Origin of the sequence: Bordetella genomosp. 10, from assembly GCF_002261225.1 — a bacterium.
Classification (GTDB): domain Bacteria; phylum Pseudomonadota; class Gammaproteobacteria; order Burkholderiales; family Burkholderiaceae_B; genus Bordetella_C.
In genome coordinates this window covers 2,407,432-2,432,272 of the sequence record NZ_NEVM01000005.1, presented here as the reverse complement: position 1 = coordinate 2,432,272, position 24,841 = coordinate 2,407,432, and the positions used below count along the sequence as shown (strand labels likewise).

At 67.1% G+C, this 24,841-nt stretch carries 21 protein-coding genes; 13 read left to right on the top strand and 8 right to left on the bottom strand.

Going from position 1 to position 24,841, the window contains the following annotated elements:
- Positions 1–406 precede the first annotated feature (406 nt).
- A complete protein-coding gene (locus CAL29_RS27015; RefSeq protein WP_094855979.1) occupies positions 407–1,378 on the top strand; it encodes a Bug family tripartite tricarboxylate transporter substrate binding protein in 972 nt (323 codons plus the stop codon).
- Positions 1,379–1,384: 6 nt separating this feature from the next.
- Here CAL29_RS27015 and CAL29_RS27010 read toward each other — a convergent pair whose 3' ends face one another.
- Positions 1,385–2,269, bottom strand: coding sequence for a LysR substrate-binding domain-containing protein (locus CAL29_RS27010; RefSeq protein WP_094855978.1), 885 nt, complete (start codon positions 2,267–2,269; stop codon positions 1,385–1,387).
- A 64-nt stretch (positions 2,270–2,333) separates the two neighbouring features.
- Here CAL29_RS27010 and CAL29_RS27005 point away from each other — a divergent pair, with 64 nt between their 5' ends.
- Genes CAL29_RS27005 through CAL29_RS26960 form a run of 10 tightly spaced genes read left to right on the top strand, consistent with a single transcriptional unit; the run spans position 2,334 to position 13,797 of the window.
- On the top strand, positions 2,334–4,466 hold the full coding sequence (locus CAL29_RS27005) for an acetate--CoA ligase family protein (RefSeq protein ID WP_094855977.1): 2,133 nt from the start codon (positions 2,334–2,336) through the stop codon (positions 4,464–4,466).
- Positions 4,463–5,623: an acyl-CoA dehydrogenase family protein gene (locus tag CAL29_RS27000; RefSeq protein WP_094855976.1), complete on the top strand. Its 1,161-nt coding sequence runs from the start codon at positions 4,463–4,465 to the stop codon at positions 5,621–5,623. Before CAL29_RS27005 ends, CAL29_RS27000 begins: the two co-directional genes overlap by 4 nt.
- A gap of 11 nt (positions 5,624–5,634) precedes the next feature.
- Positions 5,635–6,504 carry a MaoC/PaaZ C-terminal domain-containing protein gene (locus CAL29_RS26995; protein WP_094855975.1) on the top strand — a complete coding sequence of 290 codons (870 nt, stop codon included), beginning with the start codon at positions 5,635–5,637 and terminating at the stop codon, positions 6,502–6,504.
- 28 nt (positions 6,505–6,532) lie between these two features.
- Positions 6,533–7,282, top strand: a complete 750-nt coding sequence (locus CAL29_RS26990; RefSeq protein WP_094855974.1) for an SDR family NAD(P)-dependent oxidoreductase — start codon at positions 6,533–6,535, stop codon at positions 7,280–7,282.
- Positions 7,275–8,078 (top strand): enoyl-CoA hydratase/isomerase family protein, encoded by an 804-nt coding sequence (locus tag CAL29_RS26985; protein WP_094855973.1) that lies wholly within the window; start codon positions 7,275–7,277, stop codon positions 8,076–8,078. The genes CAL29_RS26990 and CAL29_RS26985 overlap by 8 nt, the downstream gene beginning before the upstream one ends.
- Before the next feature lie 4 nt (positions 8,079–8,082).
- Positions 8,083–9,279, top strand: a complete 1,197-nt coding sequence (locus CAL29_RS26980; RefSeq protein ID WP_094855972.1) for an acetyl-CoA C-acetyltransferase — start codon at positions 8,083–8,085, stop codon at positions 9,277–9,279.
- 1 nt (position 9,280) lies between these two features.
- The gene (locus CAL29_RS26975; RefSeq protein WP_094855971.1) at positions 9,281–10,477 is read left to right on the top strand and encodes an alpha-hydroxy acid oxidase; all 1,197 of its coding nucleotides are present in this window, start codon (positions 9,281–9,283) and stop codon (positions 10,475–10,477) included.
- A 53-nt stretch (positions 10,478–10,530) separates the two neighbouring features.
- The gene (locus CAL29_RS26970; protein WP_094855970.1) at positions 10,531–11,514 is read left to right on the top strand and encodes a Bug family tripartite tricarboxylate transporter substrate binding protein; all 984 of its coding nucleotides are present in this window, start codon (positions 10,531–10,533) and stop codon (positions 11,512–11,514) included.
- Positions 11,515–11,516: 2 nt separating this feature from the next.
- Complete coding sequence (locus CAL29_RS26965; RefSeq protein ID WP_094855969.1) at positions 11,517–12,509, top strand: hydroxyacid dehydrogenase; 993 nt, start codon at positions 11,517–11,519, stop codon at positions 12,507–12,509.
- Between the two features lie 25 nt (positions 12,510–12,534).
- Positions 12,535–13,797 carry a CoA transferase gene (locus CAL29_RS26960; RefSeq protein WP_094855968.1) on the top strand — a complete coding sequence of 421 codons (1,263 nt, stop codon included), beginning with the start codon at positions 12,535–12,537 and terminating at the stop codon, positions 13,795–13,797.
- Between the two features lie 20 nt (positions 13,798–13,817).
- On the opposite strand, the gene CAL29_RS26955 is transcribed toward CAL29_RS26960, so the two are convergent.
- Genes CAL29_RS26955 through CAL29_RS26925 form a run of 7 tightly spaced genes read right to left on the bottom strand, consistent with a single transcriptional unit; the run spans position 13,818 to position 21,118 of the window.
- Positions 13,818–14,459, bottom strand: coding sequence for a 3-oxoacid CoA-transferase subunit B (locus tag CAL29_RS26955; RefSeq protein WP_094855967.1), 642 nt, complete (start codon positions 14,457–14,459; stop codon positions 13,818–13,820).
- A 24-nt stretch (positions 14,460–14,483) separates the two neighbouring features.
- A complete protein-coding gene (locus CAL29_RS26950; RefSeq protein ID WP_094855966.1) occupies positions 14,484–15,164 on the bottom strand; it encodes a 3-oxoacid CoA-transferase subunit A in 681 nt (226 codons plus the stop codon).
- Between the two features lie 31 nt (positions 15,165–15,195).
- Complete coding sequence (locus CAL29_RS26945; protein ID WP_094855965.1) at positions 15,196–15,972, bottom strand: SDR family oxidoreductase; 777 nt, start codon at positions 15,970–15,972, stop codon at positions 15,196–15,198.
- A gap of 22 nt (positions 15,973–15,994) precedes the next feature.
- Positions 15,995–17,173 carry an acetyl-CoA C-acyltransferase gene (locus CAL29_RS26940; RefSeq protein WP_094855964.1) on the bottom strand — a complete coding sequence of 393 codons (1,179 nt, stop codon included), beginning with the start codon at positions 17,171–17,173 and terminating at the stop codon, positions 15,995–15,997.
- Positions 17,174–17,196: 23 nt separating this feature from the next.
- On the bottom strand, positions 17,197–19,284 hold the full coding sequence (locus tag CAL29_RS26935; protein ID WP_094855963.1) for a 3-hydroxyacyl-CoA dehydrogenase NAD-binding domain-containing protein: 2,088 nt from the start codon (positions 19,282–19,284) through the stop codon (positions 17,197–17,199).
- Positions 19,285–19,334: 50 nt separating this feature from the next.
- Complete coding sequence (locus CAL29_RS26930) at positions 19,335–20,138, bottom strand: IclR family transcriptional regulator (protein WP_094856940.1); 804 nt, start codon at positions 20,136–20,138, stop codon at positions 19,335–19,337.
- Between the two features lie 26 nt (positions 20,139–20,164).
- A complete protein-coding gene (locus tag CAL29_RS26925) occupies positions 20,165–21,118 on the bottom strand; it encodes a tripartite tricarboxylate transporter substrate binding protein (protein WP_094855962.1) in 954 nt (317 codons plus the stop codon).
- Between the two features lie 267 nt (positions 21,119–21,385).
- Here CAL29_RS26925 and CAL29_RS26920 point away from each other — a divergent pair, with 267 nt between their 5' ends.
- The gene (locus tag CAL29_RS26920; RefSeq protein WP_094855961.1) at positions 21,386–23,191 is read left to right on the top strand and encodes an acyl-CoA dehydrogenase; all 1,806 of its coding nucleotides are present in this window, start codon (positions 21,386–21,388) and stop codon (positions 23,189–23,191) included.
- A 158-nt stretch (positions 23,192–23,349) separates the two neighbouring features.
- Positions 23,350–24,723 (top strand): sensor domain-containing protein, encoded by a 1,374-nt coding sequence (locus tag CAL29_RS26915; RefSeq protein WP_094855960.1) that lies wholly within the window; start codon positions 23,350–23,352, stop codon positions 24,721–24,723.
- Positions 24,724–24,841: the final 118 nt, after the last annotated feature.

Here is a 24,841-nt window from a genome sequence, read left to right as displayed (position 1 = left end):
GTCGGGAACAGTCTTCCACGAGTCTTTGCTTCCGCGCAAAAAGTAGACACTGATCGCCACTGCTTCTTAGCAAAGCTTATCTAGGCTCGCCACCGCCATCGGCTATACCGCACCACGGGTGCCGCAGCCACTACCTGCGGCCAGCATCGAACCAAGCGAATCTGGCAAGCCTGCCAAGCCACCTTCACGCCAGTAACCCCACCCCTCCCCCAGTTGGTAATACCCGCCAACTATCAAACTATTCGCAAATAGTAATTCTCGGCTAACACCGCCCTTGCTAGGATTCGTCCACGTTGATGGCGGGGTGGGAGTGCCACTCACTGTATCCAGCGCACCGCAAGCGTGTTTTCGTACGCAGTGGACCCCGCGCGCCTATACCAAATACCAAAAAATAGTCGGAGACATTATGAGATTGAAACCTTGGCTGCGCGGCGTCATGGCGGCTGCGTGCATGGTTGTGGGCGTGGCCGCGCAGGGGGCGGATTATCCTTCCGGGCCGGTGCGTCTTGTCGTTCCTTATGGCCCTGGGGGTTCCAGCGATATTGCGGCGCGGTTGGTGGCGGAGAAGTTGTCGGCGGCTACCAAGCAGAGTTTCATTGTCGAGAACAAGCCGGGCGCCGGCGGCACGCTGGGGGCGGGTTATGTCGCTCGCCAGGCGCCGGACGGTTATACGTTGGTCCTCGGTACGACCGGGCATTCGATCAACCAGACCTTGATGCCTCACCTTCCTTACGACCTGACGCGGGACCTGACGCTGGTGTCGCCGTTGGTCAAAGGGGCATTGGTACTGGTCGTAAGCAAGGACAGTCCGGTCAAGAGCGCGTCGGATCTGATCTCCTATATCACGGCGCATCCCGGAAAGACGTCCTTCGGGTCGGCGGGGATCGGATCGTCACCACACCTGGCGGTCGAGATCATGCGGCAGGTGCGTCCGTTCGATTCGGTGCACGTGCCGTTCTCCGGCAGCTCGGCCGATCTGACGGCGTTGATCGGCGGGCAGGTGACTTTCAGTTTCGAAACCCTGTCCGTGGCCATGCCCTTCATCAAGTCCGGCCGGGTCAAGGCCTTGGCCGTGAGCACCGCCGAGCGCGATAGCGCGCTGCCGGACGTGCCGACCATGCGGGAGCAGGGCTTCAAGGACTTCGACGTGTCTTTCTGGAATGGCATCTTCGTGCCGAAGAAGACGCCCGCCAACGTCGTCGAGACGTTGAACGAACAGATCAAGGCGGCGCTGGCGTTGCCCGATACCAAAGAAAAACTCGCCGGCTTGAATCTGATGCCTGCATGGAAGTCCGTCGCCGACAGCCAGCGCTTCGTCGCCCAGGACGTGCAGACCTACGCCTCGGTGATCCAGGCCGCGCACATCAAGATCGATTGACGGCGGCTAGCACGCCATCGCCGTCTCAAGAAAGTGGCTGGCGAGCAAGGTCTTGTATTTGGTGTTGAAGGCGAGGCCCAGCCCCAGCCGGGTTGCCGACGTATTTTTGGGAAGTTTCCGGAAGGCGACGCCGGCGATGGGTTGCGCCTCGACACAGGACGGCACCAGCGCGATGCCCATGCCAAGGGAAACCAGAAAGACGACGGTCTCCACCTGGACGGCCTCCTGGGTCAGGTTCGGCGTGATGCCGGCATCTTCGAAGAGGCGGGAGACGAGCGCATGCAGTCCGGGAATGGCGTTGGCCGTGTAGTTGATGATCGGCTCATGCCGCAGGTCTTCCAGGGTAAGGATCTCCTTGGCCGCCAATGGATGATCCGTCGGCAGCGCCACGAGGAATTCGTGATATTCCGCGATTTCGTAGCTGATCGTGGGCGGCATGCCGAGCGGCGTCCGGATGATGCCGATGTTGAGGTCGTTCTTTTCCAAGGCATGCAGGATCCCGTGATTGCTGTCTTCGTGAAGCCGGAACGTCACGCCGGGATGCGATTGCTTGAACGGGATCAGGATTCTTTGCAGCAAGGAGTATTTGGCCGAGCCCACGAACCCGATCTTGAGTTCGCCTTCCAGGCCGGTGTTCGCCAGGCGCGCCAGCTTGGGCAGTTCGCCGGCGTTGAACAGGATCTGCCTGGCCAGATCGAGCACCGATTTGCCGGCCTTGGTCAGGTTGACCGTGTGCGTGGTCCGCTCGAACAGTTCCGCGCCGATCTCCTGTTCGAGTTTTCTGATCGATACGGATAGTGGAGGTTGAGATATGTGCAGCCGTTCGGCCGCGGCGCGAAAACTGAGGGTTTCGGCCAGCGTGACGAACTGCTGAAGTTGCCTGATTTCCATGGGTGCTCCTCCCCGCGGAGTATAGGGAAATTATCGAGTGAAAGTAAATTTAGAAGATAGAGCCATGCCCGCACATTCCGTGTTTCCGCGCCTGCTCAGGCCGGCATCCGTTGCCGTCGTCGGCGCGTCCGACGATCCCTTGCGTATCGGCGGCAGGCCGATTTCGTACATGCTCCAACAAGGCTACAAAGGGCGCATCCTGCCGGTGAACCCGACGCGCTCCGTGGTGCAGGGAATCGCCGCCAGTTCCTCCGTGGCCGATATGCCGGAGACGCCCGATCTGGCCATCGTCGCCGTCGCCGCCAGGCTCGTTCCCGAGACGGTAGAGCAACTTGCCTCGCGCGGAACCAAGGCCGCCATTATTTTCTCGGCCGGCTTTTCGGAGATGGGCCCCGAAGGGCAGCGGCTGGAACGAGACACGCTGGCTTGCGCCAGGCGCCATGGCATGCGCCTGCTCGGACCGAACTCCCTGGGCGCGATGAATCCACGCATCGGTTTCTACGGCACATTCACTTCGGTGGTGGAGGCCGGTTTTCCGCAGCCGGGCAGGGTGGGCATCGTGAGCCAATCCGGCGCATATGGCTGCCACATCCTGGGCCTGGCGCGACGCCGTGGCATGGGTATATCCACGGCGCTCATGAGCGGCAACGAAAGCGATCTCGGCGTGCACGATCTGATCCAGGCCCTGGTGGACGACGAGGACACCGACGTCATCGCGGTCTATTCGGAAGGAATACGCGATGGCCAGGGCTTGGTGGCCGCGCTCGAAGCCGCTCGCCGCGCGCGCAAGCCGGTGGTGATGATGAAGGTGGGCACCAGCGCCGTCGGCGGCGCCGCGGCGCAATCGCACACCGCCTCCATCGCCGGAAACGACCGGGTATTCGACGCGGTGGTGTCCGACCTGGGCGTCGTTCGCGCGCGTTCCACCGAGCACATGCTGGACGTGGCGCGCCTGGCCGCGCGCCGGATCTATCCGGTGAACAACACCCTGGGCGTGATTACCGTCAGCGGCGGCGCCGGCGTGATCATCTCCGACGCGGCCGACGCGGCGGGTCTGCCGATGCCCGAGATGCCCGCCGCCGCGCAGAAGCGGCTCAAGGAATTGATTCCCTTCGCCGCGCCGCGCAATCCGGTGGATTGCACCGCGCAGTTCATGAACGACCTGAGCATCGCCGGGCGCTTCACCGAGGCAGTGGTGGAAGAGGGCGGCTATCAATCGGTGCTGGGCTTCTTTACCTACACCGTGGATGCGGAGTCCATCGCCGACGATTTGCGCGCGCAGCTCAAGGCGGTGCGTGACCGGTATCCGGACCGGGTGTTCGCATTGTCCATCCTGGCCTCGGATGAACGGGGGCGCCAGTACGAGGACGACGGCTTCACCGTGTTCGAGGACCCGGCCCGCGCGGTGGCCGCCATCGCGGCCATGGGCCAGTTCGGCGAGGCCTTCGCGCGCCGGCCCGGCCAGCCGGCGCCCGCGGTGCCGCGGGTCGAGCTGCTCGCCGAAACCCCGAACGAGGCCGAGAGCAAGCGGCTGCTGGCCGAGGCCGGCATCGCGGTGGCGCCCGAGCGCGCCTGCGAGAGCGCCGACGCGGCGGTGGCCGCCGCCGAAGCGCTGGGATTCCCCGTGGTGATGAAGATCCTGTCGCCCGACATCCTGCACAAGTCCGAGATCGGCGGCGTGTTGCTCGGCGTCAACGATGCCGCCTCGGTTCGTGCCGGCTTCGACACCCTGGTCCAGCGCGCCGGAAGCGCGGTTCCCGGCGCGCGCATCGAAGGCGTGCTCGTCGCCAGGCAGTTGAGCGGCGGCGTCGAATGCATCCTGGGCATCCAGCGCGATCCGGTGTTCGGACCGGTGGCGATGTTCGGCCTGGGCGGCATCTTCGTCGAGGTGATGAAGGACGTGGTGCTGCGCCCGTGCCCCTTCGGCGAAGACGTCGCCGAGGAAATGATCCGCGCCATCAAGGGCGCCCCGCTGCTGCTGGGCGCGCGCGGCAGGCCGCCCATGGACGTGAAAGCGCTGGCGGCGATGCTGTCGCGTCTTTCGGTGTTTGCCCATCAAGCCGGCGACCGGTTGCTGTCGGTCGACCTGAATCCGGTGATCGCCATGCCCGGGGAGCAGGGTGCGTTCGCGGCCGATGCCGTGATCGAACTCGCCCCGGCGCGGGCGGCCGCTCAAATCGAAGAGGTAAATGAATGATCCGTGATCCGGAAACCCTGGAGCAGTTGCTCGATGGCGTGCGCCGCTTCGTGCGCGAGGAATTGGTGCCGGCCGAAAAGGAAGTCGACGAAACCGACGAGATTCCGCCGCATATCGTGCAGGGCCTGAAGGACCTGGGCCTGTGCGGCATCAGCATCCCCGAAGCCTACGGCGGCCTGGGCCTGACGACCGAGGAGGAGGTGCTGGTCGACATCGAGCTGTGCCAGACCTCGCCCGCCTTTCGTTCCTTGATCGGCACCACCATCGGCATCGGTTCGCAAGGCATCCTGCTGGACGGCACCGAGGCGCAAAAGCAGGCGTTCCTGCCGCGCCTGGCGACCGGCGAGATCCTGGCGTCGTTCTGCCTGACGGAGCCCGAGTCCGGCTCCGACGCCGGTTCGCTGCGCACGAGCGCGGTGCTGGACGGGGATCACTACGTCGTCAACGGCACCAAGCGCTATATCACCAACGCGCCGCACGCCGGCATCTTCACGCTGATGGCACGCACCGATGCGTCCGTCGCCGGCGCGGGCGGCATCAGCGCTTTCATCGTCGACGCGAACTCGCCGGGCATCTCGTTCGGCAAGCGCGACCGCAAGATGGGCCAGAAGGGCGCGCACACCTGCGACGTGATTTTCGACAACGTGCGGGTGCCGGCCAGCCGCATCATCGGGGGCGCGGACAATACCGGAAATGGCTTCCGCACGGCGATGAAGGTGCTCGACAAGGGCCGCATCGTGATCGCCGCGGTCTGCGTGGGCGTCGCCGAACGTATATTGGCCGATGCGCTGCGCTATGCGATGGAGCGCCGGCAGTTCGGCCAGCCGATCGCCGATTTCCAGTTGGTCCAGGCCATGCTGGCCGACAGCAAGACCGAGCTGTACGCCGCGCGCTGCATGGTGCTGGACGCCGCCCGCAAGCGCGACGCCGGCGAGAACGTGGTGACCGAGGCGGCGGCGAGCAAGCTGTTCGCGTCCGAGATGTGCGGCCGGGTGGCCGACCGCGCGGTGCAGATCTTCGGCGGCGCCGGCTACGTGGCCGACAGCGGCATAGAGCGGTTCTACCGCGACGTGCGCCTGTTCCGCATCTACGAGGGCACCACCCAGATCCAGCAACTGGTGATCGCCCGCAACATGATCCGCGCGGCGCGGGGTTGATGAGGCCCGATATGGCAATCGATCCCCGGCATCTGCTGGACCGGGCTTTCGCGCCGGTCGAACACGGCTACACGACGCGCGACAGCATGCTCTATGCGCTGGGCGTCGGCCTGGGCGCGAATCCGCTCGACGCCGGCGAACTGGCTTATGTCTACGAAGGCGCCGCCGGCGGCCTGCGCGCCATGCCGACCCAGGCCAACATCCTGGGCTATGCCGGCTTCTGGGCCGACCAGCCCGATACCGGCATCACGTGGCGCAAGCTGGTGCACGCGGAACACGCCATCGTGCTGCAGAAGCCGCTCGCGCCCGCGGGCAAGGTGATCGGCGACAACAAGGTCGTCGGCCTGCACGACAAGGGAGCGGCCAAGGGCGCGTTGATGCTACAGGAACGCCGCGTCACCGACCCGGGCAGCGGCGACCTGCTCGCCACGGTCACCCAGACCGTGATGCTGCGCGGCGATGGCGGTTTCGGTGGCTCGCACGGCCAGGCATTGCTGCCGCCCCATGCCATTCCCGCCCGGGCGCCCGATACGGTCTGCGACCTGCCGACCCTGCCGCAGGCCGCCTTGCTGTACCGGCTCAACGGCGACTTCAACCCGCTGCATGCGGACCCGGCGACGGCGGCTGCGGCGGGCTTTTCGCGGCCCATCCTGCATGGCCTGGCCACCATGGGCGTGGCGATGCATGCGGTGCTCAGGACGCTGCTGGGCTACGACGCCGGCGCGGTGCGCGGCATGCGCGTGCGTTTTACCGCGCCCGTGCTGCCGGGCGACACGCTGCGCACGGCGCTGTGGCGCGACGGCAGCGTCGTATCGCTGCGCACCACCGCGCTGGAACGCAACGTCGTCGTGCTCGATGCGGGCCGCGTCGACCTGGACTGACCCGCTAACAATTCAAGGAGTTTTTCGCATGGATCTGCAAATCAACGGCAAGGTCGCCATCGTGACCGGATCGGCTCGCGGCCTGGGCGCCGCGACCGCCCGCAAGCTGGCCGAGGAAGGCGCCAAGGTCGTCATCACCGACATCCTGCAGGAGCGCGCCGAACAGACCGCCGCGGCGCTGAAGGCGGACGGCCTGCAGGCGCATTGCATCATCGCGGACATCACCAAGGGCGCGGAAGTGCAGCGCCTGGTCGATGAGACGCTGGCCCATTTCGGCGGGATCCACATCCTGGTCAACAACGCCGGTTTCCCGCGCGACCGCTACCTGGTGAAGATGACGGAGGAAGACTGGGACCTGGTGATGGAGGTCATGCTCAAGGGCGCTTTCCTGGCTACCAAGGCCGTCATGCCGACGTTCATCGAGCAGGGCTGGGGGCGTATCGTCAACATCAGTTCCCGGGCGCATTTCGGCAACGCGACGCAGGCCAACTATTCCGCCGCCAAGGCGGGGCTGATTGGCATGGCCAAGGCGCTGGCGATCGAGGAAGGGCGCTACGGCGTGACCGTCAACTGCGTGGCGCCCGGCTTCATGGAAACCGAGATGGTGCAGGCCTTGCCGACCTATGAAACCATCAAGGAACGCGCGGTCGCCGCGCAGCCGCTGAAGCGGGTCGGCAAGCCGGATGATATCGCCAACGCGGTGGCCTTCCTGGTTTCGGAAGCGGCTAGCTTCATCTCCGGCGAAGTGCTGCACGTGACGGGCGGCCGCTATGGCTGAACCCGTCCGCTGCGAGGTCGCCGACGGCATCGCCATCCTGACGCTGGACAACCCGCCGCTGAACGTCGTCTTCCGCGGCCTGACCGAGGCGCTGGATCGCGCCTTGGAAGCCGTCGAGGCGGACGTTTCGGTGCAGGCGGTGGTCGTCACCGGCGCCGGCACGCGCGCCTTCTGCGCCGGCTCCGACATCGCCGAGTTCCAGCCCCTGATGCAGCCCGGCCGCATCGGTCCCGGGAAGCTGGAATTGCAGCACCGGGTGTTCGCCCGGCTCGATGGCCTGCCCAAGCCCACGATCGCCGCCGTCAATGGCCTGGCCTTCGGCGGCGGGCTGGAGATCGCGGTGTGCTGCGACCTTCTCGTGGCGGACGAGACCGCCCGTTTCGCGCTGCCCGAGATCAAGCTGGGCGTGTTCCCCGGCAGCGGCGGGCCGGTTCGCGTGACGCGGCGCATCGGCGCGGGCCGCGCCAAGGAAATGATGTTCCTGGGCGAGCCCATCGACGCGGCCACCGCGCTGGCCTGGGGCCTCGTCAACCGCGTGGCGGGGCGGGGTTCCGCGCTCGACGCGGCGCTCGACATCGCGCGCACGCTGACCCGGCGTCCGCCGCTGGCGCTGGCGCTTTGCAAGCAGGCCATCGACCTGAGTTTCGATATGAGCGAAGACGCGGCCATCGCGGCCGCGCTCCCCCTGTCCGAACGGGTGTTCACCTCGGCCGAATCGAAGGAGGGCGTGCGCGCCTTCCTGGCGAAGGAGACGCCCCGCTTCCCCAACGCATTGCATTTCGACAGCAAGGATTGAAAACATGAAACGCGCAGCCATCGTCTCCCCGTTACGCACTCCCATCGGCGCCTTCGGCGGCGGCCTCAAGCCCGTGCCGGTGGAGGAGCTGGGCGCCACCGTCGCCCGCGCCATCGTCGCCAGGACCGGCCTGGACCCGGCCCGCATCGAGGACGTGGTGTTCGGCCATTCGTACATGAACGGCGAGGTGCCCTGCACGGGGCGCTGGATCGCCTTGCAGGCGGGCTTTCCCATCGGGGTCGCCGGCATGCAGGTGGACCGCCGCTGCGGCAGCGGGCTGCAAGCCATCGTCACGGCGGCCATGATGGTGCAGACCGGCGCGGCGGACGTGGTGATGGCCGGCGGCGTCGAGAGCATGAGCAACGTCGAGTACTACACCACCGACATGCGCTGGGGTAAACGCGCCGGCTCGGTGACCTTCCATGACCGGCTGGATCGCGGCCGCGAACGCTCGCAGCCCGAATCCCGCTTCGGCAGGATCAGCGGGATGATCGAGACCGCCGAGAACCTGGCGCGCGATTACGAGATCAGCCGCGAGGAGGCCGACGCCTTCGCCCTGCGCAGCCATCAGCGCGCGGCGGCCGCCTGGGCCTCGGGAAAGTTCGCGCAGGAAGTCGTGCCGGTCAGCGTGCCGCAGCGCAAGGGCGACCCCGTCATCGTCGACAAGGACGAGGGCATCCGGGCCGACCTGGCCATCGACCAGCTCGCCCGGCTCAAGCCCATCGTGAAGGGCGGCATCGTCACCGCCGGCAACGCGTGCCAGCAGAACGACGCGGCGGCGGCCTGCCTGATCGTGGCCGAGGACAAGCTGGAAGAATTGGGCCTGACGCCCATCGGCTATCTGCATAGCTGGGCGGCGGCGGGCTGCGAGCCCTCGCACATGGGCATCGGCCCGGTGCCGGCCGTGAAGAAACTGTTCGCCCGCAACGGCCTGGGTTTCGGCGACATGGACCTGGTCGAACTGAACGAGGCGTTCGCGTGCCAGGCGCTGGCGGTCGCCAAGGGGTGGGGCTGGAACGACCCGGACCGCTTCAACGTGAACGGCTCGGGCATCTCGCTGGGCCATCCGGTGGGCGCCACCGGCGTGCGCATCATGACGTCGCTGCTGCACGAAATGGCGCGCCGCGACGCGCGCTACGGCCTGGAGACGATGTGCATCGGTGGCGGGCAGGGCATGGCGGCGGTGTTCGAAAGGGCCTGACATGCGTCTCGACCGGCTCCTGTCCGTCCACGATTTCGAGCGCGCGGCCCTGCGCCGCCTGCCCCGCATACTGCAGAACTACGTTTATGCGGGCACGGAGGACGGCGCGACGCTCAGGGCCAACCGCGACGCCTTCGCGCGCCTGGCGCTGCGTCCGCGTGGCCTGACGGGCGTCTCGGCGCGATCGCAGGCGGTCTCCCTGTGGGGCCGCGACTACGATGCGCCCCTGGGCGTTTCGCCCATGGGCGCCGTCGCGATCTGCCGCTACGAATGCGACCGGGAGATCGCGGCCGGCGCGGCCGCGCAGAAGGTTCCGTACATTCTCAGCGGCTATTCCTCCGTGCCGGTGGAGCAATTGCAGGCGGCGGGTCTCGACGTCTGGTACCAGGGCTATCTGCCGGGCAACGTCGAGAGAATCGGCGCATTGCTGAAGCGCCTGGAGGCCGCGCGGGTCGAGGTCCTGGTCGTCACCGTCGATACCGCCGTAGGCGCGAACCGCGAGCATAACGAGCGCGCTGGTTTCAGCATTCCCTTCCAGTTCAGCGCGCGCTTGCTGCTGGACGGGATCCTGCATCCGCGATGGCTTGCTTCGGTGTTCTTCAAGACCCTCAGCCGCGCCGGCATTCCCCGTTTCACCAACAGTTCGGCGGATCCCGCCGGCTTCCGCATCACCGAGCATCCGCCGGGCGGCTTCCGCAATGGCCGCGACGCGCTTGACTGGACGCACCTGGAATGGATCCGGGCCCATTGGAAGGGCCGGATCGTCCTGAAGGGTGTGATCCATCCGGGCGACGCGGAGCAGGCGGTGCGCCTGGGCCTGGACGGCGTCATGGTCTCGAACCATGGCGGACGGCAGCTCGAATGCATGCAGGCCTCGCTGCTGGCCTTGCCGCACGTCGTGCGAGCCGTCCCGTCCGACTTCCCCGTCTTCATCGACAGCGGTTTCAGGCGGGGCACGGATGTGTTCAAGGCGCTCGCGCTGGGCGCCCGCATGGTTTTCGTGGGCCGCCCCGCGCTGTACGGCGCCATCGTCGGCGGCGCCGCGGGAACGGCCAGGGTGCTGTCGATCCTGAAGACCGAGCTGGATCGGAACATGGCGCTTTCGGGGTGCCGGGTGTTGGCGGAGGTGACATCCGACCTGCTGGTCGACGATGCGGGCCCCATCGTCCCTCTGGTCCCTTTGCCGGGACAAGGATAAGCGCCGGTCGCGGCGCGGCAGTCCCTTCTTAAAACAGTACAACGGAGACAAGCATGAAACGTAGAAGCGTATTGAAGCTTACGCTGGCGGCAGGCCTGGGTACCATGGCTTCCGGGAGCCAGGCCAAATCCGGCGGCCAGGACTGGCCGACCCGGCCGGTCAAGGTCATCGTGCCGTTTACGCCGGGCGGCTCGACGGATATCGCGGCCCGCATCGTGGCCGCCCATATGTCGCAGGCGTTCGGGCAGACCTTCATCGTCGAAAACCGTCCCGGCGGCGGCGGCAACATCGGCCTTGCCGCCGTCCAGCGCGCGGACGCGGACGGCTATACCGTGGGCCTGATCACGACCGCGCATGCGATCAACGCGACCTTGTTCAAGACCCCCGGCTACGACCTGAAGAAAGGGCTGCGGCAAATCGGGATCATCTACAGCGGGCCGCTGGTTCTGGCCGCCAATCCCGACGCGCCCTTCGATTCGGTCAAGAGCCTGATCGCCTACGCCAGGAAAAATCCCGGCAAGGTCAACTTCGCCAGCACCGGCATCGGCGGGTCGACCCATCTGGCGGGCGAGCTGTTCGACCTGAAGGCCGGCATCCGCATGACGCATGTTCCCTACAAGGGCAGCGCGCCGGCCATCGCCGACGTGATCGGCGGCACCTGCCAGATCATGTTCGATACCACGATCTCCTCGCTGCCCCATATCCAGGCGGGGAAACTCAGGCCGCTGGGCGTGACCTCGCCGCGGCGAGCCGACCAGTTGCCGCAGGTGCCGACCATCGCGGAGGCGGGCTTGCCCGGCTATGAGGTCGCCGCGTGGAACGGCCTGTGCGCGCCCGCCGGCACGCCGGACGCCGTCATCGAGAAACTCAATGCCTCGCTGGTCGAGGCGATTTCGCAGCCGGACATCAAGGAACGCATGTACAAGCTGGGATCCTCGGTGCAGCCGCTGACGGCGGCGCAGTTCGGCAAGTTCGTGCAGGCCGAAGCCGACAAGTGGGCCGAAGTGCTCGTGGCGGCCAAGATAGAGCGGGTCTGACGATGGCTGCCTCCACTGAACCCGGCACCGGGCCCGGCATCATCCTGTGCACCCAGGCGCCCGATGATTATGCAAGCCGCAGACTCTCCGCCTACGGATCGGTGGTCGTCGCGCCGGACCTGTCCGAAGCGGGCCTGGTGAAGCTGGCGCCCAAGGCGCGGGCCATCGTCGTGCGCGGGCAGACCCACATCACCAAGGCGGTGATCGATGCCGCGCCGGGCTTGCAGGTGATCGGGCGTACGGGCGTCGGCTACGACATGATCGACGTCGCCGCGGCCGCCGCGCGTGGCGTGCCCGTGGTCTACACGCCCGGGGTCGGGGCGCGCGCGGTGGCGGAAGGATCGATGGCCTTCATGCTCAGCCTGTGCAAGATGCTCCCCTACTGGGACGCCGAACTGAAGGCAGGCAACTGGGCTTCCCGTTTCGGCCTGCAAGCGGGCGACCTGGCGGGCCATACGCTGGGCATCGTCGGCCTGGGCCGCATCGGCGGGCTGGTGGCCCGCATGGCGCGGGTCTTCGAGATGGACGTCATCGCCTACAGCCCGACCACGCCGGCCGAGCGGGCCAGGGAACATCACGCCGAACTCGTGTCCCTGGACGAACTCATGCGGCGCAGCCATTTCATCGCGCTGCACTGCCCCTACACGAAGGAGACCCACGGCTTGATCGACCGCGCGCGCCTGGCCCTGGTCCAGGAGGGCACGATGCTGGTCAACCTGTCCCGGGGCGGTGTGGTCGAAAGCCTAGACCTGCTCGACGAGATGTTGGAGACGGGCAGGCTGGGCGGCGTGGCGCTGGATGTTTTCGAGCCCGAGCCGCCCGACACCAGCCATCCGATCTTTCGCCGCAAGAACTGCATTACCTCGCCCCACACCATGGGCACCACCAAGGGGGCGTGGGCGGCAATCATGAAGTCGATGGCCGACGACATGGCCGCGGTGATGGACGGGGCGGCGCCGCGCCATCAGGTCAGCCTGGGCGGCCGCGCCCAATGATTCCAAAGCCAAGGAAAAGCATCCCATGACCTATCCCTTCCTGAATCGCCTGCGCGTCATCGAGAGCTCGGCCTTCATCGCCGCGCCGCTGGCCGGGCTGACCCTGGCGCAGCATGGCGCCGACGTCATCCGCATCGATATGATCGGCGGCGGCATCGACTACGGCCGCATGCCGCGGATGCCGCATCCCGAGGGGCGTGGCCGCAGCCTTTACTGGACGGCCCTGAACAAGGGCAAGCGCTCCGTCGCCGTCGACCTGCGCCGGCCCGAGGGCCGCGAACTCATCCAGGCCCTGGTCACGGCGCCCGGGCCCGACGCCGGCGTGCTGTTGACCAATATCGGCACGCCCTGGCTGGCGCACGGACTGCTGGCGGAGAAACGCGCTGACCTGGTCAGTTGCACCATCCAGGGCAACGGCGATGGCAGCACCGCGGTCGACTACACGGTCAACTGCGTGACCGGCTATCCGCTGGTCACTGGCGGCGGCTCCGCGCAACATCCGGTGAACCACGTGTTGCCCGCATGGGATATCGCCTGCGCCTACCAAGCGGCCTTCGCGGTCCTGGCCGCGGTCGACAGGCGCCGGCGCACGGGAGAGGGCGCCGAACTCAAGCTGGCGCTGTCGGATACGGCCTTCACCATGCTGTCGCACCTGGGCGTGCTCGCCGAGGTGGAGTTGCTGGGGCAGGAGCGTCCCTCGATCGGCAATCATCTCTACGGCGCCTTCGGCCGCGATTTCGCGACCTCGGACGGCCGGCGCCTGATGGTGGTGGCGATCTCGGCCGGCCAGTGGAAATGCCTGGTGGACGCCTGCGGCATTGCCGACGATGTCCAGGCCTTGCAGGCGCGCACCGGCTTGGACCTATCCGATGAGGCGCGGCGCTTCGAGGCGCGCGAGGCCATCGCCGGACTCCTCGAACCCTGGTTCGCGGCCCGGACGCGCGAGCAGGCCGAACGCGAGCTGGACGCGCACAGGGCAACGTGGGGGCGCTACAGCACCGTCGGCGAGATGATGACGCAGGACCCGCGCATGAACTCGGCCAGCAATCCCGTGTTCGAACGGATCGAGACGCCCGGCGTCGGCGAGCATATCGCCGCGGGCGCAACCGTGCGCGCGCCGGGCATGAGCCGAGCGCCGACGACGCCCGCCGCATTGCTGGGCACCCATACCGACGAAGTGCTTTACGAAGTGCTGGGAATGAGCAGCGGCGCCATCGGTCGGCTGCACGATGCCGGCATCGTCGCGGGACCGGAGCGCGACCCCACCGTGGCCGCGCGCGCGGCGTGAGGACCGCGCCTGCGCGGGTCTCAGTGCGCGAACCGCAGCCTGGCTCCGGTTTGCGCCTGCAATTCCTCGTCGCTGATACCGACCAGCTTGTCCACCACCAGAAACCCCTCCGGCGTGATCTCCACCACCGCCAGGTCCGTGTACACCCGATGCACCACGCCCGGCCCCGTCAACGGCAAGGTGCATTTCTCCACCAGCTTGGGCGTGCCGTCCTTGGCGTTGTGCTCCATCAGGATGTAGACCTTCCTGGCCCCCACGGATAAGTCCATGGCGCCGCCCACCGCCGGCGGTTCGCCCTTGCGTCCCAGGGACCAGTTGGCGAGGTCGCCGTTGGGCGCCACCTGCATGCCGCCCATGATGCTCAGGTCCAGGTGGCCGCCGCGCATGATGGCGAACGAGTCGACGTGCTCGAAGAACGCGCCGCCCGTCAGCAGCGTCACGGGACGCTTGCCGGCGTTGATCAGCTCCAGGTCTTCCTCGCCTTCCCCGGCGTTCGGCCCCATGCCCAGGATGCCGTTCTCGCTGTGCAGCAGGATTTCGTCGTCGGGGTCCAGGTAGTTGGCCACCAGTTCCGGCATGCCTATGCCGATGTTCACGTAGCTGCCCGGGGGAATGTCCCGCGCCAGCCTGGCGGCCATCTGGTGTCGCGTCAGTCTCTGCATGTCGCTCTCAACTGGAAAATTGGGTCAACTGGAAAATTTGGGATCGGCAACTTCGACCACGCGGTTCACGAATATGCCCGGCGTGACGATGGCCTCGGGATCGAGTTCGCCCAATGCGACCTTGTGCCTGACCTGGACGATGGTGGTCTTGGCCGCCTGGCACATCACGGGGCCGAAGTTGCGGGCAGTCTTGTTGTAGACCAGGTTGCCCCAGCGGTCGCCTTTCTGCGCCCGGACCAGCGCGAAATCGGCGTGCAGCGGATATTCGAATACATAGTGCTGGCCGTTGATTTCGCGCACTTCCTTACCTTCGGCCAGGTCGGTGCCGTAGCTGGTGCGGACGTAGAAGCCGCCCACCCCGGCGCCCGCCGCGTGCAGGCGTTCGGCGATGGTTCCCTGCGGCACGCACTCCAGTTCGATGCGGCCTTCGGCATAGAACTGGTTGAAGACATAGGAGTGCGAGGCGCGCGGGAAGGAACAGATCATCTTCCTGACGCGTTCCGCCTTGATCAGCGCGGCCAATCCCACTTCGTTGTTGCCCGCGTTATTGCTCACCACGGTCAGGTCGCGCGCGCCTTGCTCCAGCAAGGCATGCAGGAGTTCGGTGGGATGCCCCGCGCCGCCGAAGCCGCCGACCAGCACCGTCGCGCCGTCGAACACGTCGGCCACCGCCTCGTGCACGCTGTCCATGAATTTGTCGATCATTGTTTAACCGCCTCCGATAAGCGCTTATGCCTCATGCGCTGGCGCTCGCGCCGCCGTCCACGAGGATGGCCTGGCCCGTAATGTGACGCGACGCCTCGCTCGCCAGGAAAACCGCGATTCCCTTCAGGTCTTCCTCGCCGCCGACGCGGCCCAGGGGGATGCGGTCCAGCAGCGAAGCGCCCATGCGCTGGATGGATGCGTCGGCCATACGCGAGGAAAAGTATCCGGGGCATATGGCGTTGACGTTGATGTTGTGGGGGCCCCATTCGCAGGCCAGCGCGCGGGTGAAATTGATCGCCGCCGCCTTGGAGGTGTTGTACGCGATCGTGGTCACGCCCTTGGCCGTGCCGCGCGTGCCGGCGGCCGAGGCGATGTTGATGATCTTGCCGCTGCCTCGCGGGATCATGACGCGCCGGCCCACTTCGCGCGAGAGGTAGAAGACGGCGTTGATGTTCAGGTCCATGACCTTGTGCCACGCCTCGTCCGGGTATGACTCGGCCGGCGCGCCCCAGGTGGCGCCGGCATTGTTGACGAGGATGTCTATCGTGCCGAAGCGCGCCAGCACCGTGTCCACCAGCGCCGGAATGGTGTCGAACTGCGCCAGGTTGCCGGGGATGGCCAGCACTTCCACGCCCTGGGCTTCCAGGTGCTGCCGCGCGTTTTCCAGCTCGGCTTCCTTGCGGGCGGTGATGGCCACCTTGCAACCCAGTTCTCCCAAGGCCTCGGCGATCTGCAGGCCCAGGCCGCGCGATCCGCCGGTGACCAGCGCCACCTTGCCCGCCAACTGGAACAGCTCCTTTACGCTCATGTCGGCTCCTCCTGCCGGCCGCTCAGGCCACTTCGAACAGGCCGGCGGCGCCTTGTCCGCCGCCGATGCACATGGTCACGACCACGTACCTGGCGCCGCGCCGCTTGCCTTCGATGAGGGCATGGCCGGTCAGCCGCGAGCCCGAGACGCCGTAGGGATGGCCGACGGCGATGGCGCCGCCGTTCACGTTGAGGCGATCGTCCGGAATGCCCAGCCTGTCCCGGCAATACAGCACCTGGCAGGCGAAGGCCTCGTTCAATTCCCACAAGTCGATGTCCGACACTTTCAGGCCCGCGCGTTCCAGCAGGCGCGGCACCGCGAATACCGGGCCGATGCCCATTTCATCGGGCTCGCAGCCCGCCACGGCGAATCCGCGGAAGATGCCCAGGGGCTGGATGCCGCGGTGTTCGGCCAGCTTGGCGTCCATCACCAGGCAGGCCGAGGCGCCGTCCGAGAACTGGCTGGCGTTGCCGGCGGTGACGACCCCGCCGGGCAGCGCGGGACGGATGCGCGAGAGGCCTTCCAAGGTGGTGTCGGCGCGGATGCCTTCATCGGCGGCGATCGTCACCTCGCAGCGTTGCAGGCGGCCGGTGGCCTTGTCCTGCGCCGCCATGACGGTGGTCATGGGCACGATTTCGTCGTCGAACAGGCCGGCGGCCTGCGCGGCGGCGGCGCGCTGCTGGCTGCGCAAGCCATAGGCGTCCTGGGCGTCCTTGCCGATGTCGTAGCGTTTGGCGACGTTTTCGGCGGTTTGCAGCATGCTCAGGTACAGGTCGGGCTTGTGCTCCAGTAGCCACGGGTCGCGGCGCATGTGCTGGTTGGCCTCGTTCTGCGTGCAGGAGATGCTTTCCACGCCGCCCGCCACGATCATCGGCGCGCCTTCGACCATGACGCGCTGCGCGGCGATGGCGATGCTTTGCAGCCCCGTCGAGCAGAAGCGGTTGATGCTCATGCCGGCCGTCGTCGCGGGCAGGCCCGCGCGCAGGGCGATGGCGCGGGCGATGTTGCCGCCCGTCGTGCCCTCCAGGTACGTGCCGCCCATGATGCAGTCCTCGACCTCGGCCGGGTCGACGCCGGCCCGGGCCACGGCATGGCGCACCGCGTGCGCGCCCAGCGTGGCGCCGTAAGTCATGTTGAACGCACCGCGCCAGGACTTGGCCAGGCCGGTACGGGCCGTGGAAACAATGACAGCTTCTTTCATGGTGTCCTTCGGTCCGGTCGGGGTCAGGCGAGGGGGACGCCGGATTCGGCGTGTTTGGCCAGCAGCGGCGCGGGTTGCCAGAACGCCGCGGCCTTGTCCGAAAGGCGGGCATAGCGATGCATGGCGCGCACCACGTTGTAGAGCCCGACCTGCTGGGCGTAGTGCATGGGGCCGCCGCGATGCGCGGGGAAGCCATAGCCGTTCAGGTAGACGACGTCGATGTCGGAGGCGCGCAGCGCAATGCCTTCCTCCAGGATGCGGGCGCCCTCGTTGACCAGCGCGTACACGCATCGCGCGACGATTTCTTCCGGCGTGAACGGGCGCGGCGAAATGCCTTTTTCCTGCCGGAAGTCGGCGAGGATGCGGGTGACCGCGGGATCCTCGAGCGGCGTGCGGTTGCCCGCCTCGTAGCGATACCAACCCGCGCCGGTCTTCTGGCCGAAGCGTCCCGCTTCGCAGATGCGATCGGCCACGGAGGAGAAATCCTGGCCGGGATTCTCGGCCTGGCGGCGCTTGCGGATGGCCCAGCCGATGTCCAGGCCCGCGAGGTCGCCCATGCGGTAGGGGCCCATGGCGAAGCCGAAGTTTTCCAGCGCGCGGTCGATCTGCGCGGGCGAGGCGCCGTATAGCAGCAATTCCTCGGCGGCCGCGCGGTAGCCGTTCAGCATTCGGTTGCCGATGAAGCCGTCGCACACGCCGGAAACCACGGGCTGCTTGCCGATGGCCTTGGCCAGGCTCAGCGCCGTCGCCAGCACCTCGTCCGAGGTGCGGTCGGCGCGCACGATTTCCAGCAGCTTCATCACGTTCGCCGGACTGAAGAAATGCAGGCCCACCACGTCCTGGGGCCGCTGGACGAAGCCGGCGATGGCGTTGACGTCCAGCGTGGAGGTGTTGGTGGCCAGGATGGCGCCGGGCTTGAGCGCCGCGTCCAGCGCGCGGAAGACCTTGGCCTTCACGTCCATGTCCTCGAATACGGCTTCGATGACCAAGTCCGCATCGGCCAGGTCTTCATACCTGAGCGTGGTGCTCAGCAGGCCCATGCGTTCGTCCACCTGCGCCTGGGTCAGGCGCCCCTTCTTCATGGTGTTCTCATAGTTGCGGCGGATGATGCCCACGCCGCGTTCGAGCGCGGCCGCCTCCGCTTCCAGCAGGACCACCGGGATGCCGGCGTTCAGGAAGTTCATGCTGATGCCGCCGCCCATGGTGCCGGCGCCGACGACGCCGACGCGGCGTATGTCGCGCCGCGCCGTCTCGGCCGTGACGCCCGGCACCTTGGCCGCGGCGCGTTCCGCGGCGAAGACGTGGCGCAGCGCGGCCGATTCGGGCGAGTTCATCAACTGGACGAACAACTGGCGCTCTTTCCTGAGCCCTTCGTCGAAGGGCAGCAGGCAACCGGCGACGGCCTCCAGGCACGCGGCGGGCGCGGGGAAATGCTTGTTGGCGGTGGCGACGTTGCGGCGCGCCACTTGCAGGAAGGCCTCGGCGTCGGGCTCGGCGATCCCGATGTCGCGCGCGCGCTTGATGGCGCCGCCGGACGCGACGCATTCCCGCGCGAATTCGACGGCGGCGTCGAGGACCGGGGTTTCCACCACGCGGTCGAGCAGGGCCGTGTCCGCCAGCGCGGCGGCCTTGGCCTGGCGGCCGTTGACGACCATGTCCAGGCCGCGCTCCAGGCCCATCAGGCGAGGCAGGCGCTGCGTTCCGCCGCCGCCGGGCAGCAGGCCCAGCTTGACTTCGGGCAGGCCCAGGGTGGCGCGCGCGGCGGCCACGCGGTAGTGCGCGCCCATGGCGAGCTCCAGCCCGCCGCCCAGGCAGACGCCGTCGATCGCGGCGACTACCGGCTTGCCGTAGGCATCCAGGGCGTCGACGATGTCGCGCAAGGTGGGATGCCGGCCCGATTTGGGCGTGCCGAATTCGGTGATGTCGGCGCCGCCGGAGAAGGCGCGCTCGGAGCCGCCGATGACGACGGCCTGGACGGCGGGGTTCGCCTCGGCCTGGTCCAGCGCCTGCATGAGGGCCAGGCGCAGGCCATGGCCCAGGCTGTTGACGGGCGGATTCTGGAAGACGATGCGGGCGACGCCGTCGGCGACCGCGTAGTTCACGTAGGTCATGGTGTTTCGGGATGCTCCATCCATATCTGTCTCTGTCAGTGCTGTCTCTGTCAGCGGCTGCCGGTCATTTCGCGGATTTCGGCCGCGAGCTCGATCAAGCGCGGCCGCACTTCGTTCAGCAGGAAGTCCGGCGACATGCGCGAGGCCGGCCCGCCGAAGTTCAGGCCCATGATCGAGAACTGGCCGTTCAGGCGCAGGCCGACCGCGATGCTGTGGACGTCCGGATTCCAGTCGCCGAAGCAGCGCGTGCAGCCCAGCGTGGCGTAGTCCTCCTGGGCCTGCTCCAGCCCGCGCACGATGGCCTGGGCGGCGCGCTCGTCCAGCTCGCGGGCCCGCTCGACGATCTCGCGCCGTTCGGCCTCGCCGGCCTCGACGAGGTAGACGCGGCCCATGGCCGTCACGGCGATCGGCACGTGGGAGCCGACGTTGAGGTTCAGGGTCAGGGCCGCCTGGCTGCGGCAGGCCTCCACGTACAGCATGGAGAACCGGTCGCGCACCCCCAGGGCCACCGTGCCCTGGCAGGCATCGGCCAGGCGCTGCATGCCGGGCTTGGCGATCTGCCGCACGTCCAGCTTGGCCAGCATGCCCGCCCCCAGCGCCATGGTGGCGACGCCCAGCCGGTAGCGGCCCGTTCCTTCGTCCAGGGTCAGGTAATTCAACCTGGCCAGCGTGGCGGTCAGGCGCGAGACCGTGGACTTGGGCAGGTTGCAGCTACGCGCGAGCTCCAGGTTGCCGAGCGCCACGTCGCCGGCCCGGAAACAAGCCAGGATGTCCAGGCCGCGCGCGAGCGCCGTGACGAAGTGGCGGTCTTCCGCCTCTTTGGTTTTGCCGGAAGAGGCGGTGTCTGCTTGCATGGTGCCCATTGGGTTGGCGTGATGGATTACAGACCCAGATTGGAGATCAGGTCTTTCTCGCTCGCGAAGTCTTTCTTGGCGAACGCGGCGTAATCATCGTGGTTGAGGTAATAGGTGCGCACCCCGAAGTTCTTGGCCGCGTTCTTCACGTCCGGGTCTTCGAGGGCGGCCTTGACGGCCAGGTCCAGTTTTTCGACGATGGGCGCCGGCAGCTTCGCCGGACCCGCGATGCCCAGCGGCGAGGGCACCACCACGTCATAGCCCAGCTCCTTGAGCGTGGGCACGCCGGGGAAGTCTGGGTTGCGGGCCTCGCCCGCCAGGGCCAGCAGGCGCACCGAGCCGGACTTGAAGTGCGGCAGGATGCTGTTGGTGACCACCGCGGCCTTTACGTGGCCGCCCAGCAGCGCATTGGTGGCGTCCGAATCGCCCTTGTACGGGATGTGGTTGAAGTCGACGCCCTGGTTTTTCGCCAGCATGGCCAGCACCACCTGGTTGCCGGTGTATCGCCCGGGCGTGCTGTAGTCGACTTCGTTGGGGTGCTTCTTCGCATAGTCGACCAGTTCCTTCACCGTCTTGAACGGCGAGTCGGCCTTGACGGTCACCGCGAAGTCGTAGGTCAGGAAGGCCGCGATGTAGGTCACGTCGCGGATGGGATCGTAGGGCACGGGCTGCACGTAGGGCTGGCGGAAGATGCCCACGGGCGTCATCGTCAGCATGTAGCCGTCGGGCTTGGCGGACTTCATCTCGACCACGCCCATGGCGCCCGCGACGCCGGGTTTGTTCTCGACGATGACGCTTTGCTTGAGCTGGCGCGACAGGCTGGTGGCCAGGGCCCGCGCCATGACGTCGGTGGTGCCGCCGGGGGCGTAGGGAACGATGATGGTGATGGGCTTGCTGGGGTAGTCGGCCTGTGCCGACGCCACGGCCGGCAGGATGCCCGCCATCAGGCCGACCAGGGGCAGGATGCTTCCCAATTTCATTGCTGATGTCTCCGCTTCGTTTTTTTGAAAAGATGCAGCGCCGTCTTCGCGGCCATTGCGCATCGCGCCGCGTGGCGTTGATCTCGCTCTACTGATTTTTTTTTGGAATTCTATCCCGATTTTTTCGGGGGTCAATCGATATTTTGGTGCTAGGATTCCCGTCATAGACCGCTTTGCGGATTACAGTTCTGCAATGCAGAACAAGATAAAAATGCGCCGGCTTTGCGGCCGGCGCCTATCCGAGACAACTTCCTTGCCCTGGCTGCCATGACGACCGACCTGCTTGTCCATCGCGACGACCTGGATTTCCTCCTGTACGACATGCTGGACAGCGAGGACTTGGCGCGGCGTCCGCGCTATGCCGATCACGGCCGCGAGACCTTCGACGCCGCCATCGACGCGGCCCATCGCTTGGCCGGCGAATACTTCGCCCCCCACAACCGGCTTTCCGACGAAAACGAACCCCGCTTCGACGGCAAGACGGTCAAGACGCTGCCCGCCGTCGGCGCGGCGGTGCGGGCTTTCGCCAAGGGCGGCTTCCTGGCGGCCACGCACGATTACGAATTGGGCGGCATGCAGTTGCCGGTGACGATTTCACAGTCCTGCCTGGCGCTGTTCCGCGCGGCGAACGTGGGCAGCTCGGCCTATTGTTTCCTGACCGCCGCCAATGCGAACCTGATCCGCGCCTTCGGCAGCGAGGACCAGAAACGGCGCTTTCTGCCGTCCCTGCTGGACGGCCGCTGGCTGGGCACCATGGCCTTGACCGAACCGGAGGCCGGTTCGTCCGTGCCCGACCTGCGCACGACCGCCACGCCGCTGCCCGATGGCCGCTACGCCATCAAGGGCCAGAAGATCTTCATCTCGGGCGGCGACCACGACATCAGCGAGAACATCGTGCATCTGGTGTTGGCCAGGATGGCCGGCGCGCCCGCCGGCGCCAAGGGCCTGTCCCTGTTCATCGTGCCCAAGCGGCGCGTCGACGCCGAGGGGGCCGCGGGCGAATCGAACGACGTGGCGCTGGCCGGACTGATACACAAGATGGGTTATCGCGGCACGACATCCACCCTGTTGGCTTTCGGCGAGAACGACGCCTGCATCGGCGAGCTGGTGGGAGCGCCGGGGCAAGGCCTGCGCTGCATGTTCCACATGATGAACGAGGCGCGCATCGGCGTCGGCATGGGGGCCACCATGCTCGCCTATACCGGCTACCGTCATGCGCTGGCCTATGCCAGGGAGCGCCGGCAGGGCCGCCTGCCCGGCAACGCCGATCCGGCCAGCCCGCCGGTGGCGATCGCCGAACACGCCGACGTGCGGCGCATGCTGCTGACGCAGAAGTGCTACGTGGAAGGCGCGCTGTCGCTCTGCCTTTATGCGGCGCGCCTCGCCGACGATGAGAAGACCCATCCCGACGCGTCGCAACGCGAGGAAGCGGCCTTGCTGCTTCCGCTGCTGATTCCCATCGTCAAGTCCTGGCCCGCGCGCTATGGGCTGGCGGCCAACGACCTGGCCATCCAGGTGCACGGCGGCTATGGCTATACGCGCGAATATCCGGTGGAGCAGTTCTATCGCGACAACCGGCTCAATGCGCTGCACGAAGGCACGCACGGCATCCAGGCGCTGGACCTGCTCAATCGCAAGGTCGGCATGAAGGACGGCCAGCCGTTGGCGCGCCTGCATGCGCGCGTGCTCGCCACCGCGGAACAGGCCAGGGCCAGCGGCGATCCCGGCCTGGCCGCGCGCGCCGCCGAGTTGGAGCATGCCTGGCAGGCCCTGCGCGAAACCACGGAAGTCCTGCGGGCGGCCACCCTGGCGGACCCGGTCCAAGGCAGCGCCAATGCGGCCTATTACCTGGACTTGTTCGGCCATCACGTCATTGCCTGGCTATGGCTGTGGCAGGCCGTGACGGCCAAGGCGCAACTGCCGGCGCGGCCGCATCTGGAGGGCTTCTACCGCGGCAAATTGTCCGCATGCGATTGGTTCTTTCAAACCGAGCTGGCGCTGGCGGCGCCGGTGCATACGCTCCTGCGCGGCGTCGAGCGGCATGCCTTGCGGACCGAGATCGATTGGCTGTAGCGGACCAGGCAGCGGCGCGCGGCGAAACGTTCGATATTACCCGCGGGACGGGCGCTTTGGGGAGGCCGCCGGCGCCATGTGATGGCCGCGCATCATGGACAGCGGATTTCGAAAGCCTGTGATCAAATGGGCCCTTCGCGGGGCTGGATCTGGCTTGTATGAAAGTCGTGGCAAAGGATGTGTTGGCGAGTTGCATGGAGCTGTTGCTCGACGCCGTGTTCCTGGTGGATGCGGCGGGCATGATCGTGTACGTCAGTCCCGCCTGCAAATCCATCCTGGGCTACGCGCCGGAGGAAATGATAGGCAGGCAGATGATCGATTTCCTGGCCGAGGCGGACAGGGATCGCACGGTCGCGGAGTCCGCCGTGGTCATGTCGGGCCTGCCGCGCATCGGATTCGAGAACCGCTACGTTCACAAGAACGGCCACGGCGTCGACATCATGTGGTCGGCGCGCTGGTCCGACGAGCATCGTCTGCGCATCGGGGTGGCCCGCGATGTGTCCGCCCGCAAGCAGGCCGAGGCCACGCAGCGGGCCACGTATGCGATTTCGCAGGCGGCGCACGATGCCGTCGACGTGGGCGCCCTGAGCCGTGGGATCCATGACACGCTCGCTTCGCTTTTCACCGTCGATGCGATGATCGTCGCCGTGCGCGACGGCGAACCCGGCGCCTGGCGCGCCGCCTACCGGTATGGCGCCGATCCGCGCGTGCCTGATCTGGACTGGGTCCACGCGCAGGCCATGGCCGCCGAGGCCGTGGCATCGCGGCAAGCGCAGTGGCACCCGGCCCGGACCCTGCTGCCCGTCCCGCTGTCCGATGCCGCCGCGTGCGACGAAGACCGCCGTGTCGATTCCCAGGATGCCGCGCCGGGGCTCGTTTGGGGCGTCTTGCCGATGCTGACGGCGCAGAAAGCGGTGGGCGCCCTGATGATCTGCAGTCCGGCGCGCGCGATTGAAACGGAGGCGGCGCGGCGGCTGCTTTTCTTCGTCTGCGAGCAGGCGGCGCTGGCGATCGAGCGCAAGCAGCTCATGGAAGAGTTGCACACGGCCGCGCGTTTCGAAGAGTTGACCGGCCTGCCGAATCGCCGCAGTTTTCGCGAGTTCACCACGGCGGCCCTGCGGCGCGCCGATCAGGAACAGAGCAGGATCGCCGTATTGTTCGTCGACATCGACGGCTTCAAGCACGTGAACGATTCCTTCGGCCACATGGTGGGCGACGCCCTGCTTGGGGAGCTGGCGGGCCGTATGCGCCGCTACTTCGACGGCAGCGGTTTCGTGGCGCGCCTTGCCGGCGATGAATTCGTGGCGGTTATCCAGGACAAGGACGCCATCGCCGGCATCGACGCCATCGTCGCGCGGCTGCGGGACGCCATGGCGCAGTCCCTTTTGCTGCAAGACATGGATTTCCGCGTCCGGGTGAGCATGGGCGCCGCGATCTACCCCGACGACGCCGCGTCGCTGGGCGAACTCATGCAGCTTGCCGACAAACGTATGTACATCGACAAATCCGCGGCGGGCCATAAAGCGTCGTGATCCCGTTGTCATGATCCCGCTGCCGTGATCCGATGCCGTGCTTCGCCGCGGCGGCCGGACGGGAAGAACCGGGTTTGCCACGGGCGCGTATGGCACTATAGTAGTTTAAATTGAAAAA

Coding starts and splice junctions, on each gene's coding strand:
- CAL29_RS27015 (WP_094855979.1), top strand. CDS start 407: ATGAGATTGAAACCTTGGCTGCGCGGCGTCATGGCGGCTGCGTGCATG.
- CAL29_RS27010 (WP_094855978.1), bottom strand. CDS start 2,269: ATGGAAATCAGGCAACTTCAGCAGTTCGTCACGCTGGCCGAAACCCTC.
- CAL29_RS27005 (WP_094855977.1), top strand. CDS start 2,334: ATGCCCGCACATTCCGTGTTTCCGCGCCTGCTCAGGCCGGCATCCGTT.
- CAL29_RS27000 (WP_094855976.1), top strand. CDS start 4,463: ATGATCCGTGATCCGGAAACCCTGGAGCAGTTGCTCGATGGCGTGCGC.
- CAL29_RS26995 (WP_094855975.1), top strand. CDS start 5,635: ATGGCAATCGATCCCCGGCATCTGCTGGACCGGGCTTTCGCGCCGGTC.
- CAL29_RS26990 (WP_094855974.1), top strand. CDS start 6,533: ATGGATCTGCAAATCAACGGCAAGGTCGCCATCGTGACCGGATCGGCT.
- CAL29_RS26985 (WP_094855973.1), top strand. CDS start 7,275: ATGGCTGAACCCGTCCGCTGCGAGGTCGCCGACGGCATCGCCATCCTG.
- CAL29_RS26980 (WP_094855972.1), top strand. CDS start 8,083: ATGAAACGCGCAGCCATCGTCTCCCCGTTACGCACTCCCATCGGCGCC.
- CAL29_RS26975 (WP_094855971.1), top strand. CDS start 9,281: ATGCGTCTCGACCGGCTCCTGTCCGTCCACGATTTCGAGCGCGCGGCC.
- CAL29_RS26970 (WP_094855970.1), top strand. CDS start 10,531: ATGAAACGTAGAAGCGTATTGAAGCTTACGCTGGCGGCAGGCCTGGGT.
- CAL29_RS26965 (WP_094855969.1), top strand. CDS start 11,517: ATGGCTGCCTCCACTGAACCCGGCACCGGGCCCGGCATCATCCTGTGC.
- CAL29_RS26960 (WP_094855968.1), top strand. CDS start 12,535: ATGACCTATCCCTTCCTGAATCGCCTGCGCGTCATCGAGAGCTCGGCC.
- CAL29_RS26955 (WP_094855967.1), bottom strand. CDS start 14,459: ATGCAGAGACTGACGCGACACCAGATGGCCGCCAGGCTGGCGCGGGAC.
- CAL29_RS26950 (WP_094855966.1), bottom strand. CDS start 15,164: ATGATCGACAAATTCATGGACAGCGTGCACGAGGCGGTGGCCGACGTG.
- CAL29_RS26945 (WP_094855965.1), bottom strand. CDS start 15,972: ATGAGCGTAAAGGAGCTGTTCCAGTTGGCGGGCAAGGTGGCGCTGGTC.
- CAL29_RS26940 (WP_094855964.1), bottom strand. CDS start 17,173: ATGAAAGAAGCTGTCATTGTTTCCACGGCCCGTACCGGCCTGGCCAAG.
- CAL29_RS26935 (WP_094855963.1), bottom strand. CDS start 19,284: ATGACCTACGTGAACTACGCGGTCGCCGACGGCGTCGCCCGCATCGTC.
- CAL29_RS26930 (WP_094856940.1), bottom strand. CDS start 20,138: ATGCAAGCAGACACCGCCTCTTCCGGCAAAACCAAAGAGGCGGAAGAC.
- CAL29_RS26925 (WP_094855962.1), bottom strand. CDS start 21,118: ATGAAATTGGGAAGCATCCTGCCCCTGGTCGGCCTGATGGCGGGCATC.
- CAL29_RS26920 (WP_094855961.1), top strand. CDS start 21,386: ATGACGACCGACCTGCTTGTCCATCGCGACGACCTGGATTTCCTCCTG.
- CAL29_RS26915 (WP_094855960.1), top strand. CDS start 23,350: ATGAAAGTCGTGGCAAAGGATGTGTTGGCGAGTTGCATGGAGCTGTTG.